Annotated in this window: 17 protein-coding genes; 10 read left to right on the top strand and 7 right to left on the bottom strand. The window is 51.2% G+C overall.

The features are described 5' to 3' along the window. Nucleotides 1–22: 22 nt before the first annotated feature. From ggt to CRO57_RS02570, 5 genes are all read right to left on the bottom strand, one after another. Nucleotides 23–1,786, bottom strand: coding sequence for a gamma-glutamyltransferase (gene ggt, locus CRO57_RS02550; RefSeq protein ID WP_097151827.1), 1,764 nt, complete (start codon nt 1,784–1,786; stop codon nt 23–25). 65 nt (nt 1,787–1,851) lie between these two features. After that, entirely contained in the window at nt 1,852–3,174 is a 1,323-nt protein-coding gene (locus CRO57_RS02555) for an NAD(P)/FAD-dependent oxidoreductase (protein ID WP_097151828.1), read from the bottom strand. A 232-nt stretch (nt 3,175–3,406) separates the two neighbouring features. Further along, nucleotides 3,407–4,801: an aspartate aminotransferase family protein gene (locus CRO57_RS02560; RefSeq protein ID WP_097151829.1), complete on the bottom strand. Its 1,395-nt coding sequence runs from the start codon at nt 4,799–4,801 to the stop codon at nt 3,407–3,409. Between the two features lie 105 nt (nt 4,802–4,906). Beyond that, nucleotides 4,907–6,295, bottom strand: a complete 1,389-nt coding sequence (locus tag CRO57_RS02565; RefSeq protein WP_097151830.1) for a glutamine synthetase family protein — start codon at nt 6,293–6,295, stop codon at nt 4,907–4,909. A 150-nt stretch (nt 6,296–6,445) separates the two neighbouring features. Then, nucleotides 6,446–7,132: a GntR family transcriptional regulator gene (locus tag CRO57_RS02570; protein ID WP_097151831.1), complete on the bottom strand. Its 687-nt coding sequence runs from the start codon at nt 7,130–7,132 to the stop codon at nt 6,446–6,448. A gap of 169 nt (nt 7,133–7,301) precedes the next feature. Here CRO57_RS02570 and CRO57_RS02575 point away from each other — a divergent pair, with 169 nt between their 5' ends. The 6 genes from CRO57_RS02575 to CRO57_RS02600 all read left to right on the top strand — a co-directional run bounded on the left by CRO57_RS02575 (nt 7,302) and on the right by CRO57_RS02600 (nt 13,977). After that, on the top strand, nt 7,302–8,411 hold the full coding sequence (locus tag CRO57_RS02575; protein WP_097151832.1) for a polyamine ABC transporter substrate-binding protein: 1,110 nt from the start codon (nt 7,302–7,304) through the stop codon (nt 8,409–8,411). Nucleotides 8,412–8,511: 100 nt separating this feature from the next. Next, nucleotides 8,512–9,678, top strand: coding sequence for an ABC transporter ATP-binding protein (locus tag CRO57_RS02580; RefSeq protein WP_097151833.1), 1,167 nt, complete (start codon nt 8,512–8,514; stop codon nt 9,676–9,678). Between the two features lie 51 nt (nt 9,679–9,729). Then, nucleotides 9,730–10,638 carry an ABC transporter permease subunit gene (locus CRO57_RS02585; protein ID WP_244579996.1) on the top strand — a complete coding sequence of 303 codons (909 nt, stop codon included), beginning with the start codon at nt 9,730–9,732 and terminating at the stop codon, nt 10,636–10,638. After that, nucleotides 10,635–11,453 carry an ABC transporter permease gene (locus CRO57_RS02590; RefSeq protein ID WP_097151834.1) on the top strand — a complete coding sequence of 273 codons (819 nt, stop codon included), beginning with the start codon at nt 10,635–10,637 and terminating at the stop codon, nt 11,451–11,453. Before CRO57_RS02585 ends, CRO57_RS02590 begins: the two co-directional genes overlap by 4 nt. A 29-nt stretch (nt 11,454–11,482) precedes the next feature. After that, entirely contained in the window at nt 11,483–12,508 is a 1,026-nt protein-coding gene (speB, locus tag CRO57_RS02595) for an agmatinase (RefSeq protein WP_097151835.1), read from the top strand. A gap of 68 nt (nt 12,509–12,576) precedes the next feature. Next, complete coding sequence (locus CRO57_RS02600) at nt 12,577–13,977, top strand: glutamine synthetase family protein (protein ID WP_097151836.1); 1,401 nt, start codon at nt 12,577–12,579, stop codon at nt 13,975–13,977. A gap of 19 nt (nt 13,978–13,996) precedes the next feature. Here CRO57_RS02600 and CRO57_RS02605 read toward each other — a convergent pair whose 3' ends face one another. Beyond that, nucleotides 13,997–15,358, bottom strand: a complete 1,362-nt coding sequence (locus CRO57_RS02605; RefSeq protein WP_170955920.1) for an NAD(P)/FAD-dependent oxidoreductase — start codon at nt 15,356–15,358, stop codon at nt 13,997–13,999. Nucleotides 15,359–15,578: 220 nt separating this feature from the next. Between CRO57_RS02605 and CRO57_RS02610 the strand changes: the two genes are divergently transcribed. From CRO57_RS02610 to CRO57_RS02625, 4 genes are all read left to right on the top strand, one after another. Next, complete coding sequence (locus CRO57_RS02610) at nt 15,579–17,033, top strand: NAD-dependent succinate-semialdehyde dehydrogenase (protein ID WP_097151838.1); 1,455 nt, start codon at nt 15,579–15,581, stop codon at nt 17,031–17,033. 149 nt (nt 17,034–17,182) lie between these two features. Next, nucleotides 17,183–17,923, top strand: a complete 741-nt coding sequence (locus CRO57_RS02615) for an energy-coupling factor ABC transporter ATP-binding protein (RefSeq protein WP_210200733.1) — start codon at nt 17,183–17,185, stop codon at nt 17,921–17,923. 2 nt (nt 17,924–17,925) lie between these two features. Beyond that, nucleotides 17,926–18,561 carry an energy-coupling factor transporter transmembrane component T family protein gene (locus CRO57_RS02620; RefSeq protein WP_097151840.1) on the top strand — a complete coding sequence of 212 codons (636 nt, stop codon included), beginning with the start codon at nt 17,926–17,928 and terminating at the stop codon, nt 18,559–18,561. 74 nt (nt 18,562–18,635) lie between these two features. Further along, entirely contained in the window at nt 18,636–19,181 is a 546-nt protein-coding gene (locus CRO57_RS02625) for a biotin transporter BioY (RefSeq protein ID WP_097153157.1), read from the top strand. Nucleotides 19,182–19,262: 81 nt separating this feature from the next. On the opposite strand, the gene CRO57_RS02630 is transcribed toward CRO57_RS02625, so the two are convergent. Next, the gene (locus tag CRO57_RS02630; protein WP_097151841.1) at nt 19,263–20,477 is read right to left on the bottom strand and encodes an efflux RND transporter periplasmic adaptor subunit; all 1,215 of its coding nucleotides are present in this window, start codon (nt 20,475–20,477) and stop codon (nt 19,263–19,265) included.

The following is a 20,477-nucleotide window of genomic DNA, read 5'->3' on the forward strand; positions in this document are numbered from 1 at the left end:
CATTTCTGAACTATCAAAAAACTCAGTCTCCCATTGCAACACCTTCGCGGCGTGGATCGGCTGCACCAATCAGCATGCCATCCTTGATCAGAATGGCATGTAGGCCAGAATTGAGATCTCTGATCTTGACTTCATGTCCTAGGGCTTCCAATCCGTCTTTCAGCTCTTCAGCGCTTGTGCCTTTTTCCAGATCTGTGGCACCATTGCGATTGACCACATGGGGCTGATTCAAGGCGTCTTGTGGATCCAAGCCAAAGTCCAGAATGGCCACAAGTGCTTGCGCTACATAATTGATAATGCGTGATCCACCAGGTGAACCGATCGCCAGAATGGGAGCACCATCTTTCAACACTATAGTTGGTGCCATGGAGGAACGAGGGCGCTTGCCACCTTCAACCCGATTGGCAATCGGCTTTCCTTCTTTCTCGGGCGAGCGAGAAAAATCGGTCAGTTCATTATTTAGCAAGAAGCCACCAACCATGACGCGCGAGCCAAAACCTGTCTCGATTGTCGTGGTAATGGACACCATGTTCCCTTCGGCATCAACGATGGAAAAATGGCTGGTGCCTGGGCGTTCCAGTTGAGTATCTGGTGCGAACCTGGCTTGGTTTTTAGATGGTGGAGTTCCTGCCGTTGCTTTGCCCATGCTTTTCTCTGAATTGATTAACCAGGCCCGTTCCTTCAAATAAGCCTGATCCAGCAAGCCTTCCGGCATATCGACAAAATCGCTGTCGGCCATATAAAGCCCACGATCAGCATAGGCGAGACGTGCTGCTTCGGTAAAGAGATGGCTGCTTTCTAAACCGGGGCCCATTGCCTTCATATCAAAATGAGAAAGCATGGAGAGGATTTGTCCAACTGTCAGCCCACCAGAGGATGGCGGTCCCATGCCGCAAATCTCATAGCCACGATAGGGGGCACAAACAGCTGGACGTTCTTTGACCTCATAGGCTTTCATATCATCCATGGTGAGAATGCCAGCATTGATTTCGGTCTTGACCCCTTCAACGATTGCTTGCGCCAATCCCCCTTCATAGAAATCCTTGGAGCGATTTTTCTGAATGTTTGCCAGATTTGCCGCAAAAGCAGGATTCTTCAATAGATGTCCGGCCTTTAGCGACAGACCGTCTTCATCAAAGAAGTAAGCCTTTGTCGGGCCGAACAGATCAAGTTTACGCTTTCCGGCAGAGCTCTCGATCAGACCCGCCAGACGTGGCGATACCTTGAAGCCGTCTGCTGCCAATTGGCGTGTGGGTTCAATCAGACCGGCCCAATCGCTTTGTCCGAAGCGTGTATGCATTTCATCGAGTAATTTCAAGGTACCGGGCACACCAACAGAGCGACCACCAACGACCGCATCAAACCATTTGACCGGTTTGCCATCGTCGCCCATCCAGTAATCAGGCGTAGCTGCCATCGGAGCTTTTTCGCGCCCATCAAAGCTGGTGAGTTTTTGTTCCTTGGCATCCCAGTAAAGGGCAAAGGCACCGCCACCAATGCCAGAACTTTGCGGTTCAACCAGATTAAGCGCAAATTGAACGGCGACGGCCGCATCCATGGCATTGCCACCGGCCTTCAGCACATCATAACCGATCTGGCTGGCAATCGGATTGGCCGAAGAAACCATGAAGCTTTTGGCGGTTACGCTCTTCTTCTGTTCAACTGCAACCGTTTTTTCCGGTTGCATGGTCTCCTGCGCAATGGCAGAGCCAGAAAGTAGGACGAGAGCGGCCAGACTGGCCAGGGTGAAAGAATGCCTCTTCTTGGATATTTCTATATACCGCATGATCAATCCTCCCAAATTGAGAGGAAAGAATGCCGCAAGTCAGCCTATTTGGGAAGTGGTGAGATTTATAATTTATCGCGCAAGCTGTAATAGAACATGCCTAACACCATGAGCGGCCAACGCAAATGGCGTCCACCGGGGAAGATATGAGTTGGTACTTTTTCCATCACATCAAAGCGGCTGGCCTGCCCATCAATGGCCTCAGCAAGGATTTGGCCAGCTTGAGTGGCCATGGCGACCCCGTGACCGGAGAAGCCACTTGCATTCAGAATATTGGGTTCAATCTTGGTGATATAGGGCATGCGGTTGAGAGTGATGCCCAGTGTGCCGGCCCACGCATAATCGACTTTGACATCCTTGAGCTGCGGATAGATTTCCAGCATCGGCTTGGTAACAAAGGCCTTGATATCGGAAGGGAATTTGAAGCTGTAATTTTCTCCTCCTCCGAACAGCATGCGCTTGTCGGCAGAGAGGCGAAAATAGTTGATGACGAACTTGCTGTCTGCGACCGCTACATCATCCCGTATCAGACTTTTTGCAGCATCATCAGACAATGGCTCGGTTGCCAGGATGCAATTATTCATCGGCATAACTCTAGCCGCGACTTTGGGTATTAAGGCTTCCATATAGCCGTTGCAGGCCATGATGACTTGGGAGGTTGTAATAGAGCCCTGTGCGGTTTCAAGCTTGACCTTGTTGCCAGCCAAGCCTTTGTGAATATTCAGGACTTGGCTATTTTCGAAAATCTCGGCACCTAGAGATCGAGCTGCGTCTGAGAGGCCAAGCGCGAAATTCAACGGGTGGAGGTGTGCTGCATCCATATCGAGGGTGCCGCCATGATAGGCGTTCGAGCCAACCATCTCACGGATCTCTTCACCGTCCACAAAGCGAATATGCTGGTAGTCATATTCTGATTGCAGCTTTTCAGCTATCGCTTTGGAGTGCCGTACATAGCGCTTTTTATGATCCGCATGCAGAATGCCTGATTTGAGATCACACTGGATATCAAACTTTGAAATCAGCGACTTAACTGTGGCTTTGGATGCTTCCGCAATATCCCAAAGCTGACGGGCATGGTCCAGGCCAACTAGATCTTCCAATTCGTCCTGCTCTTTGCGCATACCCGAACCAACCTGACCGCCATTGCGGCCAGATGCCCCCCAGCCAACACGATGGGCCTCTAGGACTGCCACTTTGTACCCACGCTCGGCAAGATGAAGCGCTGAAGACAGCCCCATATAGCCTGCGCCCACAATGCAGACATCGAATTGCAGATCCCCTTGAAGATGGGGAAGGGTATCATGCGAATTAGCCGTGGCATGATAATAGGAGGGAGGATATTTCCCTTGCTGATCATTTCTATGAAGAAAGCTGCCGGACAAGCTCATGATACACCTTGGCGAAAGAACATAAGAATGAAAAGAATGGCCAGCAACGAAGGTCCGGCCACTAGTCACCCGAATCTGAAGTTCGTCAAAACTATCAGAGAGCACTGAACGAACTTCAGATTCAAACGGGTGACTAGCAAATCTGTGCTTCTAGTGTGGTTTGCGGAATTGAAATAGGCAAACACGCCTGCGGATAAATGATACCTATTTCAATTCCACCACACTAGAGGGATCACTTGTAAAGCCCTTGAGCTTTCAGATCTGCGAGAGTCAGATCCAGACATCTACCGGCTTTCTCAACCAACTCGTCAATTTCTTCGTTGGAGATGACAAGCGGAGGAGAAATGATCATGGTGTCGCCCACATGGCGCATGACCAGGCCAGTGGCAAAGCAGTGCTCACGACAAATCAGACCTGCAGTTCCGGCCTCCACTGCGAAGGGAGCACGCGCTGCTTTGTCGGGTGTCAGCTCAATGGCACCAACCAGTCCTTTGGAGCGCGCCTGGCCGATCAAGGGATGGTCACCAAGCTGACCCCATTTTTCAGCCAGGTAAGGCGCAGCGCGGCTGGCTACATCGCTGACAATATTTTCCTGTTCCAGAATTTCCAGATTGGTCAATGCTGCTGCACATGCCACCGGATGGCCGGAATAGGTATAGCCATGGGCAAATTCACCACCATCAGCAATGAAACCTTCCGCCACGCGGTCCGAGACCAGAACACCACCAATCGGTAGATAACCGGAAGAAAGGCCTTTGGCGATCGGCATCAGGTCAGGCTTGATATTGTAGGTCTGTGAGCCGAACCACTGACCGGTCCGGCCAAAACCACAGATCACCTCGTCCGCAATCAGCAAGATCTCGCGCTCATCACAAATACGCTGGATTTCTGGCCAGTAGGTTTCCGGTGGAATGACCACACCGCCAGCCCCTTGAATAGGCTCGGCAATGAAAGCGGCAACCTTGTCTTCGCCAAGACGATCAATCTCTTCTTCCAAAGCGCGAGCTCGTGCAAGACCGAACTCTTCCGGGCTCATATCGCCGCCTTCCTTATACCAATGTGGCTGGTCGATATGGGTGATGTCAGGAATTGGCAATCCACCTTGGGCATGCATGAAGCTCATCCCACCAAGGCTGGCACCGGCCATGGTCGAACCATGATAGCCATTCTTGCGAGAGATGATGACCTTCTTGTCTGGCTTGCCTTGGCTTGCCCAATAATGGCGAACCATACGGACAACCGTATCGTTGGCTTCTGATCCGGAGCCGGCAAAGAAGACGTGATTGATATGATCAGGTGCCAATTGCGCCAGCTTTTCGGCCAGAGCAATCACTGGAGGGTGAGAGGTCTGGAAGAAAGTATTGTAATACGGCAACTGTTGCATCTGGCGGGTGGCGGCATCAATGATCTCGTGACGACCATAGCCCACATTCACGCACCAAAGTCCAGCCATGCCATCCAGCATCTTGTTGCCTTCTGTATCCCAAAGATAGACGCCTTCCGCACGAGAGATCACACGGGCACCTTTGGCGTTCAAATCAGCCGTATCAGTAAAGGGATGCAAATGATGGGCTGCATCCTTTTGTTGCAACTCTGCGGTAGGGGGTAGATTGGCCATGAAGGTCATGTGACTATTCCTTTCCTGACGGCTGAAAAGCCAGTGACGCGCCCGGTTGCAGGGCTTTGATCTGGGTTTTGTTCTTGATGTTAAGATTGGTCTGGCGATCAATCGCTAGACGGTCAGCAAGAGATGTTCCCGCTCCCACGGGCTGATCACTTGCATATATTCTTCAGACTCGGCGTGTTTGATCTGGCTGTAGATCTCAACGAAATCCGGTCCTAAAAGCTCATGAAGTTCGCTATTGGCTTGCAATCGCTCCAATGATTGATGCAAGGAGCGCGGCAAGCTGAATTCCTGATCATGGGCATGAGTCTTCAACTCATCACGAGGGGCAACTTCATTCTCAATTCCCAGCAAGCCACAGGCAAGGCTGGCGGCGATGGCCAGATAGGGATTGGTATCGGCCCCGACCAGTCGGTTTTCAATACGGCGATTATTGGCATTGGAGTTTGGAATGCGCAGTCCAACAGAGCGGTTATCAATTGACCATTCCAGATTGATGGGCGCTGAGTCGCCTGCCAGCAAACGGCGGTAACTGTTCACATAAGGCGCAAAAATGCTCATGGCGTCAGGCAAATAGGCCTGCTGACCGCCAAGGAAGTGATAGAAAATCTCGCTCGCTTCGCCATTCTCGTCCGAGAAAACATTTTTCTTGGTCTTTGCATCCACCAGGCTTTGGTGAATATGCATGGCGCTGCCCGGTTCATTATCCATCGGCTTGGCCATGAAAGTGGCATAGCAATCGTGACGAAACGCAGCTTCGCGGATAAGACGTTTGAAAACAAAGATCTGATCGGCAAGATTCAATGGATTGCCATGGATGAGATTGATCTCAAGTTGCGCGGCGCCGCCTTCTTGAATAACCGTATCAATCTCCAGCCCTTGCGCTTCGGCAAAGTCATAGATGTCTTCGATCACGCGGTCATATTCATCGACGGCAGCAATGGAATAGGCTTGACGGCCAACTGACTGACGACCGGAACGACCAACAGGTGGTTCTAGCGGATCATCTGGGTTGGTGTTGCGTTTCGTAAGGTAGAATTCCAACTCGGGTGCAACGACGGGCTCCCAGCCTTTTTCCTCATAGCGTTTCAACACACGCTTCAATACATTGCGCGGCGCCAGCTCCACTGGCTCACCATCAAGAGTATACAGGTCGTGGATCACCTGAAGGGTAGGATCATTGGCCCATGGCACAGCGCGCAAGGTTGCCAGATCCGGTACCAGCTGAATGTCCTTTTCCATCATGAAATCATCACGATGGTCCATTTCAATATAATTGCCGGTAATGGTCTGGAAAAAGATGGAGGTCGGTAGATAGGTCGGATTGAAGCCGGAGAATTTCGATGCTGGCATGGCTTTACCACGTGCGACCCCGACCAAATCAGGGACAACACATTCAACCTCGTCAATATGGCGTACGCGCATCCATTCGCGCATTTCTTCCGGAGTGGAAGGCAGGGCGCCAAGTGTAGCATTGTCGTTCGATGTCGAGGTCATGTGAGATCCATCTGGCTCGCTAAAGGGCATTTGAAATGTGATAGGGCGATCTTATCCCAATTCAGGAAGAAAATCTGTGATCACAATTTGAGATATTTTGTGATCACATTTATCTCGATGTCAACACCCAAAATGCACTGATTGCGAAAATCAGGACTGAATCTGATCGCCAATGAAGACCATTCCTTGCCGAACATCCTCGGTTATGGCTGTGCGTAACGCCAAGCTATCCTTGTTTTGCAGGGCTTCGATTGCCTGTTTGTGTTGGTCAACCAGATTGGCGGTGCCATGGCGCCCGTAAACTAGACGCATGAAGGGGCCAAACTGCATCCAAAGGCTCTCGACCAAATTGGCCATAACGTGAGAGGAGGCAAAGGAATAGAGGTGAAAATGGAAGTGATAATTGCCGCGCATATAGCCTTCGACATCGCCATTTTCCAAGCAAACGTCGATTTCCTCATCGATGGCGATAAGTTCGGAAATCCGCGCTTCATCAGCATTTTGCATGGCCATAATGGCAAGCTCTGGCTCCAGCAAAGAGCGTGCAAGCATAATCTCGCGGTAATTTTTTTCGCTCATTTCGGGAATTGAAACTCGGCGATTGCCATGAAGTTCCAAAGCGCCTTCTGCAATGAGGCGTCTCACCGCTTCGCGAACTGGCATGGGGCTAACGCCGAGGTCATCGGCAAGTCCGCGTAAGGTAACAGCTTTGCCGGGCAGAAATCCACCAAACAACAATTTTTCCTTCAGAGCGCGATAGATGCGCTCATGGGTGGTGTTGGGGGCGGAATCCTCGCGTAGGACCGAGGAAAATGTGCTGGATTGGTCATGTTTCATGCCTTGGTTATAGCCGTTTGGGAGGGGAGAGGAAAGACAATTTGATCGAAGGGGCTTGCGAAGCTTGAAATTTTGTGATCAAATTTTAGAAGTGAAAAATAAAAGGATCCGAAAAAGGTCCATTCGCAATCACCGATGAAACAACACTCCGGCAAATGGGGAGAGAGACATGGATGTGAAAGCCAAAAAGCTTTGCTCCAAACTAGGCATCATTACGGCTGCACTTCTGGCGACCAGCGCAATCGCGCAGGCAGAAGATAAGGTGCTGCATGTCTATAACTGGTCAGATTATATTGATGAGAGCGTCATCAAGGACTTTGAAGCCGAAACCGGTATCAAAGTTGTTTATGATGTTTTTGACTCCAACGAAGTGCTGGAGACCAAACTGCTGGCTGGATCTTCCGGTTATGACGTAGTGGTGCCGTCGGGCACATTCCTGATGCGCCAGATCCAGGCAGGTGTCTTCCAAAAACTGGACAAGCCGAAGCTCTCCAATCTGAAGAATATGTGGGACGTGGTCTCCGAGCAGACTGCCAAATATGATCCAGGTAATGATCATTCCGTCAACTATCTCTGGGGTACCACTGGCCTTGGTTACAATGTAGGGGAAGCCAAGAAGCGTCTGGGTGAAATGCCGGTCAATAGCTGGGATATCATTTTCAAGCCAGAACTGGCTGCCAAGTTCAAGGATTGCGGCATCCATGTGCTGGATGCGCCGACCGAAATCATCCCGACTGCTCTCATGTATCTGGGCAAGGATCCGAACAGTCATGACAAGGCGGATTTGAAAGCGGCCCAGGAGCTGCTCGAAAAAGTTCGTCCGTATGTACAGAAATTCCATAGCTCCGAATATATCAACGCGCTAGCTAATGGTGATATCTGTCTGGCAGTTGGCTGGTCCGGTGATGTGTTCCAGGCTCGCGACCGTGCTGCTGAAGCCAACAACGGTGTTGAAGTGAACTATGTCATCCCGCAAGAGGGTGCTCAGATGTGGTTCGATCAAATGGCCATTCCTTCGGACGCCAAGAATGTAGAGGGCGCGCATAAATTTATTGACTTCATCATGCGCCCGGAAGTTATCGCCAAGGCATCCAACTATGTGGTCTATGCCAACGGCAACAAAGCCTCTCAGCCCTTGTTGGATAAGGAAGTTCTTGAAGATCCCGCAGTTTATCCGGATGAGGCGACAGCCAAGAAGCTGTTTGTTCACATGCCATATCCGCCTAAAACCCAGCGTCTCGTGACGCGCGCTTGGACTGCAGTCAAGTCCGGTCAATAAGCGCAACAATGAGCAAGATAAGTCGAGATACCAAGCTGGTGTCTCGACTGCTCTTGTATATGGGTTTTATGGTTTTTATTCAGCGAACAGCGAGAGCATCATGAGCAATAACGGAGCAGCTGTGCCTGCCTGCGACTTTGCCCCTTGGGACAAGCCGAACGAGACACCATTGGTGAAATTTGAAAATGTCACCAAAAAATACGGCTCCTTTACCGCCATCGACGATCTGACATTGAATATCTATGAGCGGGAATTCTTCGCCCTGCTGGGACCATCTGGCTGTGGTAAGACGACCATGATGCGTATGCTGGCTGGATTTGAAACGCCGACAGAAGGCTCGATCACCTTGGGTGGTGAACCTCTGAGTGCTTCTGCTCCCCATGAGCGACCTGTCAATATGATGTTCCAGTCCTATGCGCTCTTTCCGCATATGTCTGTTGAGCAAAATATCGCCTTCGGCCTCAAGCAGGAAAGGCGACCCAAGGCTGAAATCAAGGACCGTGTCGAGGAAATGCTTTCCCTCGTCCAATTGGAACAGTTCGCCAAAAGAAAACCACACCAGCTTTCCGGTGGTCAGCGTCAGCGCGTTGCCCTCGCCAGATCGCTTGCGAAACGCCCCAAGCTCTTGTTGCTGGATGAACCATTGGGGGCACTGGATCGCAAATTGCGTGAGCAGACCCAGTTCGAGCTGATGGATATTCAGGAAAAACTCGGCATGACTTTCGTGATCGTGACCCACGATCAGGAAGAGGCCATGACCGTGGCCAGCCGTATCGCGGTGATGGATCACGGTAAAATCATTCAGGTGGCAACACCTTCTGATATTTATGAGCATCCCAATAGTCGTTACTGCGCCAGTTTCCTTGGTGACATCAATATCATCGAAGGCCGTACGTCTGGTGGCTGTGATAGCGAAAATGATGTCACCTTGCTCAGCTGGGCGGAAGGTCAGAAAGATATCCGTATTCGTTTGCGCAATGACGATCCGCATCCACCAAAAGACAGCCAAGCCTGGCTTGCCATTCGCCCTGAGAAAATCCGTATCTCCAAGGATGAGCCGCTTGACGCCCATAATTATGTGAAGGGTAAGGTGCTCGATATAGCCTATACCGGGACCTTCTCCACCTATCACGTGAAGTTGGGCAACGGACAGGTTATCAAAAGTCAGGAAGCCAACGTTCAGCATCTCTCCAAGCGACCGATTACCTGGGACGATGAGGTCTTCATTCACTGGCGCGCCGGTTCTGGCGTTTTGCTGGAGAGGTAGGACACTATGCCGAATTCTGTCTCTGATAATGATAGAGGGCCATCATTTACAATGATGCTCAGCGGGAAATGGGGCAAGCGTCTGCTAATCGCCATTCCCTATATCTGGCTTCTGGTTTTCTTCCTTGCGCCGTTCTTTATTGTCGCGAAGATCTCGCTGTCTGACATCGCAATTGCGAAGCCACCTTATATTCCGACATGGGATCCTGCTGCAGGGTGGGAAGGTCTGAAAGCCATGTTCGCGGCTTTCGATCTTGAAAATTATATCTGGCTGACTGAGGATGACCTTTATTGGAAATCTTATCTCTCCAGCCTCAAAGTCGCGATCATCTCAACGCTTTTGACACTGCTGATCGGATATCCAATTGCTTATGCGATTGCCCGAGCTCCAGATGAATGGCGTCCGACATTCCTGATGCTGGTCATTTTGCCCTTCTGGACATCTTTCCTGATCCGCGTCTATGCATGGATTGGAATCCTGAAGAAAGAAGGTTTGCTGAACCTTCTGCTGATGTCGACCGGCATCACCGATGAACCTCTGATCATCCTCAATACCGATTTGGCAGTCTATATAGGCATTGTTTATTCTTATCTGCCCTTTATGGTGCTGCCACTTTACGCAGCTCTTGAAAAAATGGATGGTTCCCTGCTGGAAGCAGCCCAAGATCTGGGTTGCCCACCAATCAAAAGCTTCTGGGCCATCACCATTCCGTTGTCGATGCCAGGTATCATAGCGGGATGTTTTCTGGTCTTCATTCCGGCAGTGGGTGAGTTTGTCATCCCGGATCTGCTCGGTGGTTCCAATACGCTGATGATTGGCAAAACGCTCTGGGTGGAATTCTTCTCCAACCGTGATTGGCCAGTATCATCTGCCGTAGCTGTCATTTTATTACTGCTGCTGATCATCCCAATTGTCATGTTCCAGAAGATGCAGGAACGAAATGCGGAGGCTGAACGATGAAACGCTTCTCGCTGTTCAATGCAACCTCGCTCACGCTTGGATTTGTGTTCCTCTATCTGCCAATCCTGTTGCTCATTATCTTCTCATTTAATGAGAGCAGACTGGTTACTGTCTGGGGTGGTTTCTCGACCAAATGGTATTCGGCAGTCTTTCAGAATGAAGGCTTTATGGATGCTGCTTGGGTGACTGCTCGCGTGGCTTTCCTCTCGGCATCCATTGCAACCGTCCTCGGCACAATGGGCGCGCTCATTCTGGTGAGGGCAGGGCGCTTTCATGGCAGAACTCTGTTCTCAGGCATGATCTATGCACCTTTGGTGATGCCCGAAGTGATCACCGGTCTATCCCTTTTGTTGCTTTTCGTCTCCATGGGGCTGGATCGCGGATTTTGGACGATCATCATCGCTCATGTTACCTTTTCCATGTGTTATGCGGCGGTGGTTGTGTCGTCCCGTCTGGTTACCTTTGATCAGTCTTTGGAAGAAGCTGCTCTGGATCTTGGGTGTACGCGTCTTTCTGCCTTCTTTCAGGTAACGCTGCCCATCATTCTGCCAGCGGTTCTGTCCGCCTGGCTCTTGAGCTTCACCTTGTCATTGGACGATCTGGTGATTGCTTCCTTTGCTTCCGGACCAGGTGCCACTACCTTGCCCATGAAGATTTACTCGCAGGTGCGTCTGGGTGTGACCCCTGAAATCAATGCCCTATCCACCATCCTTGTCATCCTCGTCTCAACAGGCGTGATCATTGCCTCTCTCGTGACCAAAAATCAGGAAGTCAGACGGAAACGAGAGGAACAGGCAGCGATTGCCGAAGCCTAAAGCGAAAAACCGTGAAAGCGGACAATCCAATGATTGAGACACAAAGTGAAATTGCCGGAAACACAAACGAAGACCCGATCATCCATGATGAATATGGCGAGGCAGACCTCGCCATAACCCGGCGTTCGCCCTATGGCACGCTGGCCGAGGCGACCTATGCAGGCATTTTGTCCTTCATGCGGCGTCAATATAGCAAGGACTTGGACGGAGCGGATGTCGCCGTCTTTGGTGTGCCCTTCGATATCTCGGTTTCCAATCGCCCCGGCTGCCGTTTTGGCCCGCGGGCCATTCGGCAGGCCTCAAGCATGTTGGCTTGGGATCGCGCCTGGGGGTGGGAGTTCGATCCTTTTGAGCGCCTCGCCGTGGTGGATTACGGCGACTTGCAGTTCGATCCGGGCTATCCGCGTCAGATTGCCGATCGTTTGCAAGAGCAGATCAAGGAGATGGTGGATCGTGAGGTGGCAACCCTGATGCTTGGTGGCGACCATTTTTGTACCTATCCTGCGATCAAAGCTCATGCGGAGAAGCATGGCCCCATGGCGCTCATACAGTTCGATGCCCATTCCGACACTTGGCGGGACAACGGCAAGCGACTGGACCACGGCACCATGTTCTATCACGCGGCGCAGGAAGGTGTGATCCTACCGGAAAAATCCGCGCAGATCGGTATCCGAACCAACAATCCGGAAAGCCATGGCTTCAATATTTTCAGCGCCGATTGGGTGCGTGAGAATGGCGTGGAAGCAACAATCAAAGCAGTTCGTGAAGCGGTTGGCGATCACCCTGCCTATGTCACCTTCGATATCGATGGACTGGACCCGGCCTTTGCTCCAGGTACCGGAACTCCGGTGGTTGGTGGTATGCATACCGGCGATGTCCGCGCCATCATCCGTGGATTGCAGGGGTTGAACATCAAGGCAATGGATGTCGTTGAGGTTTCGCCCGCCTATGACGTGGGAGAAGTAACAGCTCTTGCAGCTGCCACATTGGCGTTGGATCTGATCTGCCTTTATGCATCGCAGTTTCCAGACCGAAAAGCCAAAGCCATGCTGTAAAATGAAGTATGGATGACAGAAAACAACACCCCCGATAAGTAAAAAAGTAAGCGAACAAAGAGGATATTATGCTCGCCACCAATCAAGAGCCCAGTCAGGCTGATCTGTTTCGTTCTGAAGCTGAAGCCTTTCTGGCAGCAAACCCGGACATTGTGAAAGTCGAATTGCTGTTACCGCGATTCTGCGGTCCACTGATGGGTAAATGGCTACCAGCAGATTCCTTGAAGAAACTTGCAGATGGCGGCGTGCGTATGCCGTTGTCAACTGCTGCGCTGGATATCTGGGGGGATGATGTCCCTGCCGTCGGTATCGCTTTGGAAAAAGGTGACCCTGATGGGATTTGCATTCCTGTTCCTGGGAGCCTGAAGCGAGTGCCATGGGCAAGTGAGCCAACGGCACAGGTGTTGGTCACCATGGCCGAGATTGATAGCGGTGAGACTTGTGGTTTCGACACCAGAGGCGTGCTCTCCCGCATGGTAGATCGTTTTGCTGAGCTAAAACTCACTCCGGTTGTCGCAACAGAGCTGGAATTCTATCTGATTGATCGCAACACCACAGCGGCTGGGCATCCGCAGGGACCAGTCATTCCAGGTCAGACAGATCGGCTGAGCGATAGCCAAGTCTATAATATGGATGTAATTGCCAGTTTTGAACCGGTACTGGCCGAGATCTACGCGGCCTGTAAGGAGCAGGGCATACCGGCAGAAACAACCATTTCAGAATTCGGTCCCGGACAGTTCGAGATGAACCTGCTGCATGTGCCGTCTGCGTTGGAGGCTGCCGATCATTGCATGCTTTTCAAGCGTGTGGTGCGTCACGTTTCCCGAAAACATGGTTTTGACGCCACTTTCATGGCCAAACCCTATGCCCAGACCACAGGCAATGGCTTCCATGTTCATATGAGCGTGCTGGATGAGAAGGGCGACAATATCTTTGATGGAGGTGAAGCCGGCCGTGCCAATGAAACCTTGCAACATGCTGTCAGCGGAATGCTGGATACCATGCGTGATATGCAGGTGCTGTTTGCGCCTCATGCAAACAGCTATCGTCGCTTCCAGCCAGAGAGTTACGCGCCGACCACACCATGCTGGGGCTATGATCACCGTGCTGTTGCCATTCGCGTACCGTCCAGTTCCGGCCCAGCCGCTCGTTTTGAACACCGCGTCGCTGGTGCAGATGCCAATCCATATCTGGTTATCGCGGCGCTGCTCGCTGGTGTCATGCAAGGGTTTGAGAGCCAATCCAATCCAGGTGAGCATATCGAGACACTGGAACAAGTTGATGCCAAAGAGCCATTGAGCCCGATTTGGCAGGAAGCCATCAAACGCTTTGGAGGGTCAAAACTGGCAGAAGAGATGTTCGGCCATGACTTCCACAATTGCTACACCAAGTCACGCGAAGCCGAAGAAGCGATTGTTTCTGCGACAATTACAGACTTTGAATACCGTTCCTATCTTCGAACCGTTTAAGCGCGATTGATATGCTGGATCAGGAAATCTGATCCAGCAATCCCATCCCCAAAACGCCTGCTTTCAGATAGTTTTTGCGCAATGAAGGCAAGGGGAAGGCCTTGAGTGGTTGGCGAAAAGCGGCGGGCAAAGCATCATGCCGCATCTTGGAGGCCAGAATGTCAGCTGCCTGGGCTCCGGCCCAACTGCCCATGGCAAGACCATTGCCATGATAGCCAAGAGCGGCCCAGACATTGGGAGAGCCTTCGATGGGACCAATATAGGGAAGGCCGGAATAGGTCATGCAGACAAGGCCAGACCAGAAATAATCATGTTCGACACCCGCCCAAGTAGGAAACATACGATTGAAATGCTTGCGTACTTCATTCTCGAACCGTTTTAATCCACTTTCGGATGCATCCCAACTGCCACGCATCCCAAAAAGAAAACGTCCATCCGGCATCAGGCGAAAATAGTGCAGCAAATTACGGCTGTCGTAAGCCATCTGACCCGACCACCATCCTTGCGTTGTTTGCTCATCTTTTGTGAGTGGTCGCGTCACAATGATATTGGACATGACAGGCATAGTTCGCCCCGCCATGCTCAAGGGTGCTCGTTCGGAAGCATAGCCATTGGTGGCAATCAAAACCCGCTTTGCCAGCACGGTCCCATTGGTGCAATGGACACGAACGCGACCGGTTGGTTCGTGAGATAAGGCCACCACATCACTCTGTCCGCAGAGCCTCGCCCCAACTTCATGACAAGCTGTTGCGAGACCGGAAGTATATTTCATGGGATGTATGGCAAAACCAGCTTTGATATGCAGACCGCCGAAACCGCCTGCCAAATGTTCGCCACGTTCCTTGAGCTCGGAAGCCGAGCGATAGTGGGCTTCAATATCGAGTTTTTGCGATAGAAGTGGAGCTTCTTCTTGCAAACTGGTCGCTTGCTTTGCGCTATGGGCGATCACCAGCTCACCATCACTATGCCGGTCCACATCCAGATCAAGCTGATCAATGATTTTGGCAACATGATCGATGGACTGCAATTGTGCCATCTCAAATCGATGGGCTTCATCAACCCCGAGCCTACGCGCAATGGCAAGCTCTGACAGGCGACTACCTCCCATGCAGCAAAATCCGCCATTACGCCCCGATGCTCCCCATCCTGGATAACTGCTATCGAGCAAAATGACAGATTGGTTGTGGTCCTTGGCAAGGCGCAAGGCCGCATTCAGGCCGGTAACGCCACCGCCAATCACTGCAATATCGCTGATTTTATCGCCTTCCAGCGGATTATAGAGAAATTGCGGAACCGCACAGCTATCTCGCCACCAGCTCATGGGTTCGGCTTCGATATCATAGGCATGGGCATCATAAAGGCGGTTATGTAGCTCTGCCATATGGAACTCCTTGATAAGGCGATTCAGGCGTGGGTATTGGGTCTTGAAAGCTTGACCTGTTCTGCTGTGTAGTTTTGGATGCATACCAAGTTCAAGAAATATGGCTTGATACGCTAAAAATACGCACCAGTAATTTGTGATCACAAAATTACAAGCTGTCAAGCCAAAGACTTAAATCCGATTTGGGCAATTGCACCACTCGCTATAAATGGAGTCCGTCATGTTGAAATTACGCGATCAAAGCCTCTTGGAAACCCGTGCTTATGTGAATGGTGAATGGGTGGAAAATGGCAAGACCTTTGACGTGATCAACCCGGCGACGGGTGAAGTGGTGGCAAAAGTTACTGATCTTTCCGCCGAGGAAGTCTCCACAACTATTGATCATGCTTATCAAGCGCAAAAGAGCTGGAAGAAGCTGACCGGCAAAGAGCGCGGTGCTTTGCTGCGTCGCTGGTATGACTTGATGGTCGAGAATGTTGATGATCTGGGCACCATTGTCTGTGCCGAAATGGGCAAACCTCTGCCGGAAGCAAAAGGCGAAGTGCTCTATGGTGCCAGTTTTATCGAATGGTTTGCAGAAGAAGCCAAACGTATCTATGGCGACGTCATTCCTGGCCATCAACAGGATAAGCGTATTGTGGTGCTGAAACAGCCAATCGGCGTGGTTGGCTCCATCACACCTTGGAATTTTCCTAATGCCATGATTGCACGTAAGGTTGCTCCTGCTTTGGCTGTGGGATGTTCTTTCGTCGCTCGTCCGGCTGAGCTGACCCCGTTGTCTGCCAATGCCATGGCGGTGTTGGCCGAGCGGGCAGGGATCCCGGCTGGTGTCTTCAACGTGGTGCCAAGCTCTGATTCCTCAGGCGTTGGTCAAGAGCTCTGCGCCAATGAGAAAGTCTCCAAGGTCACCTTCACCGGCTCCACCCGTGTTGGCAAAATTCTCATGCAGCAATGTGCGGATACGATCAAGAAACTCTCATTGGAACTGGGCGGGAATGCCCCATTCCTTGTTTTTGATGATGCAGATCTCGATGCTGCCGTCGATGGAGCGATGATCGCCAAATATCGCAATGGCGGCCAAACTTGTGTCTGTGCTAACCGCATCTATGTTCAAGCAGGTGTTTATGAGGCCTTTGCAGAGAAGCTCGCAGCCAAAGTGCAGAGCCTGAAACTGGGAGATGGATTTGAAGAGGGGGTAACCACCGGCCCACTGATCAATCAGGCTGCTGTTGACAAGGTCGAGCAGCATGTTTCTGACGCCGTGCATAAAGGGGCGCAGGTTATGGTTGGTGGCAAGCCTCATGAACTTGGCCACACCTTCTTTGAGCCAACTATCCTCACAGATGTGACGACCGATATGGTGGTTGCACGTGAAGAGACATTTGGTCCGGTTGCACCACTGTTCAAATTCGAAACCGAGGAAGAAGTTGTGGCATTGGCCAATGATAGCGAATTCGGCTTGGCTGGTTACTTCTATTCTCGCGACATTGCCCGCGTTTGGCGTGTTGCAGAGGAGATGGAAACCGGCATGGTTGGTATCAATACGGGGCTTATCTCCACCGAGATGGCTCCATTCGGTGGTATCAAGCAATCTGGTTTGGGTCGCGAAGGTTCTAAATACGGTGTTGAGGATTTTCTGGAGATGAAATACCTCTGCTTCGGAGAAATCCATTAAGATCGGCATGAAATCGAGCCGGTTGAATTCATGGCAAACAATAGCTATGACCAGACAATACTTCCTGTGCGCCTTTTGGGGCGCACAGCTCACCAAGGCGGTGGAACAAAGACGCTGTTGGTTCTTGCTGCAAAATGGAGCATTCTGAAGTGATCGCAATACACTCAGTCGACTTTTCCTTGCAGGAACGCCCCATCCTGTCCAATGTGACCTTGGAAATTTCGGAAAAGCGTGTTGGCTTGATCGGCTGCAATGGCTCCGGAAAAACGTCACTTTTGCGTATGATCGCCGGTCTTCAGGAACCCGACAAAGGGTCTGTTAAGATCAAAGGCGTTGATGTTGCCAAAGATCGGCAGCAAGCCATATCGACTGTTGGTTTGATTTTCCAAAATCCCGACCACCAGATTATCTTCCCGACAGTGGAAGAGGAAATTGCCTTCGGTTTGGAAAGCCAGCTTGGCGACAAGGCAGAAGCTATTCGTAAAGCCAATGAGATTTTGGAAGCCTTTGGCCGAAGTCATTGGGCAGCTCTTGGCACTCACATGCTCTCACAAGGTCAGCGACATCTCGTCTGCTTGATGTCTGTATTGGCGATGAAGCCATCTGTTATTCTGCTGGATGAGCCTTATGCGGGCCTTGATTGGCCCACAAGTTCAGCACTTTATCAATGGCTAGAGGGGCTGGATCAGCAAATTGTACTTATTACCCATGACCTTGAGCATTTGCGGAACTTTGACCGAATTATCTGGTTGGATGACGGAAAGCTTGCAATGGATGGCACTCCAGAGACAGTGCTTACTGCCTATGTCAAGGAAATGAAACTGCGAGGTTATTCCGATCTGACCCCGGAAACTATGCAGCGATCTGAAATTTCGAAGTTAGGGGCATAATCATGCTCTCTCTCTCAATCCCCGGACAAAGCTGGCTTCATAGGCTTCCGGCCACGATCAAGCTAATCGCACTGTGTGCGGCGACTATATTTGTGTTTTCTTTAAAAAGCTGGGTACTTGCGTTTTTCGTGCTGGTAATCGTGTGTCTGCTTTATCTGTCGCTCGGGCTGTCATTTGCCAAAACCGGGTTGCAGCGCCTTAAACCGCTAATCTGGATGATTGCTGTTATCATGCTCTATCATATTGTGACCGGACGGTTTGAAGAGGGGTTGGTAATCACCTTGCGTCTATGCGCAGCGATTGGTATCGCGACTTTGGTCACCATGACCACCCGTCTGGATGCCATGATGAAGGTGGTTGATTGGTTGGCAGAACCGGTTTACAAGCTTGGCTTACCACGACGCACGCTTGGACTGGCAACAGCATTGGTTATCCGCTTCACACCGGTTTTCATTCAGCGTGGGGCAACGTTGGCCGACGCCTGGAAAATGCGGAGTACGCGAAAGCCAAGTCATCGTTTGTTGGTACCACTTAGTCTGGCTGTTTTGGATGACGCAGATAGAGTGGCAGAGGCTTTGAAAGCCCGTGGTGGATTGGCCCATTCCAAAGTTCGGGCAATAAAATCTGCCGAAGAATAGACCAAATACCAGGGGACCTAAACTTATCGGGCGCTATTGAGCCTGATGCGATGCATCTTTGCAAAGGAAGAAAAGTGGAAAGAAATCTTGTTTTCATCGCCCTGTTTGCAGCCTTGATAGCGGCATTGGGGCTGATCCCGAAAATTGATCTGGCCTTTGGCGTTCCCATCACCGCTCAAAGCCTCGGTATCATGCTGGCAGGAACTGTTCTGGGCGCAAAGCGTGGCTTGCTGGCCGTTTTGCTGCTTCTGGCATTGGTAGCACTTGGATTGCCCTTGCTTTCTGGCGGTCGTGGTGGCCTTGGTGTCTTTACTTCTCCAACAGCAGGGTTTCTGGTCGGCTTCCCGATCGCTGCTTTCGTTGCCGGTCTGATCATGCAGAGCTGGAAGCATGACAATATTGCTTTGGTCGCAACTGTTGCTGCCGTCGTTGGCGGGATCATTGCACTATATGCTTGCGGTATTGTTGGTCTTTCGGTCGTACTTGGCAAAGGCTTGATTGAATCGGCACTTCTTGTCACACCATTCCTGATTGGCGATGCCATCAAGGCCGTGATTACAGGGCTGGTGACGCAGGGCATTGCAAAAGCACGCCCGGCAATGCTGCTTTCAAGGACCTGATGCAGCTTCAAAATTTGCTGAGAATTTAAAAAAAATGGCCGCTGCGCGGCCATTTTTGCCTCTGGTATACAGCAGCACCTATCAACGTGATGCGACTGCCTTGCCATCACTCACAGCTGCCGATGGATAGAGGATGATGGCATCACCGACATCCAAGCCTTCAAGAATCTGGGCTTTCAAGCCATTATTCCGGCCAATTGTCACTTGCTTCTGCGTTGCTTTTCCCTCAACCACTGCAAATACGGCCCAATTTTCGCCCATTCGGAAGAGGGCATTGGACGGTACCACCAGAGCATTGTCATCTTCCCAAACTACGATGCGGGCAGTAACGCGAAAACCATGACCAAGAGCGTCACGCTTGACCTGATCACCTGTGAATTGGATCACGCCATTTACCCGTTGCTCTTCGACACCGAGTGCCGAGATTTTGGTGAAACCGAGTGGGTCAATCCGGCTTACTTTGCCGCCAAGAAGCTCTTCTCCCCCCCAATCATCAATGATAACCCGATTGCCTTCTCTGATCTGTACCGCATCGCTAGACAGCAATTCGACGACAATCTCCAGATCGCCTTCAATATTGCCGATCTCCATGACGGGAGCTCCGGCAGGCAGTGTGGTTGCAGAACGTTGAACAATCTTCAATATGCGACCATCTGTTGGGGAATAAAGGGGAATCTCCTTCTCAAGTGGTGCATTGCCCCCAGCCTTGGGATCATCAAATCCAATTAGACGAGCCCGGGCATTGACCAACTCCGCTTCACGCATCGAAATAGCTGCCTCTGCTGTATCTCGCGTTGCACTGGCACGGCGTGTTTTACTCTGTGCCCGCTCCAAGGTTGATTGGCTGACCGTGCCTCGCTTGGCCAAGGACTGTGTGCGTTTCAATTCACTCTGTTCGAGCTCAAGATCAGCAATCGCCTTGTTCAAATCTGCCTTTGCCACCCGGAGAGCAGCCTCTGCCGCCGTCACAGCAGCGCGTGCTTGTTCGCGTGTGCGGATATCCAATGCCGCTGGATTGATCGGCAACATCTGTGCAACGACGCTTTTGCCTTTTTCGACGACATCGCCAGGTTCTACTTCGACACGAAGCAGTCTTCCAGCCACGGGTGTAGAGACGATGTAAGCATCATGCACTCTGGTGCGACCGTCTTCATCGATGGTTACAATCATCGGCTCGCGCTGAACGTTGCCAATATCGACCATCAATGGGCGTGGCCAAAAGGACCAGGCCAGCCCGGCCCCCAACAGTGCAACTACAAAAAGGCTCAATATGGGGCGTGTATTGCGTTTAGCCAT

The sequence above is a fragment of the Cohaesibacter gelatinilyticus genome (assembly GCF_900215605.1).
Lineage (GTDB): Bacteria > Pseudomonadota > Alphaproteobacteria > Rhizobiales > Cohaesibacteraceae > Cohaesibacter > Cohaesibacter gelatinilyticus.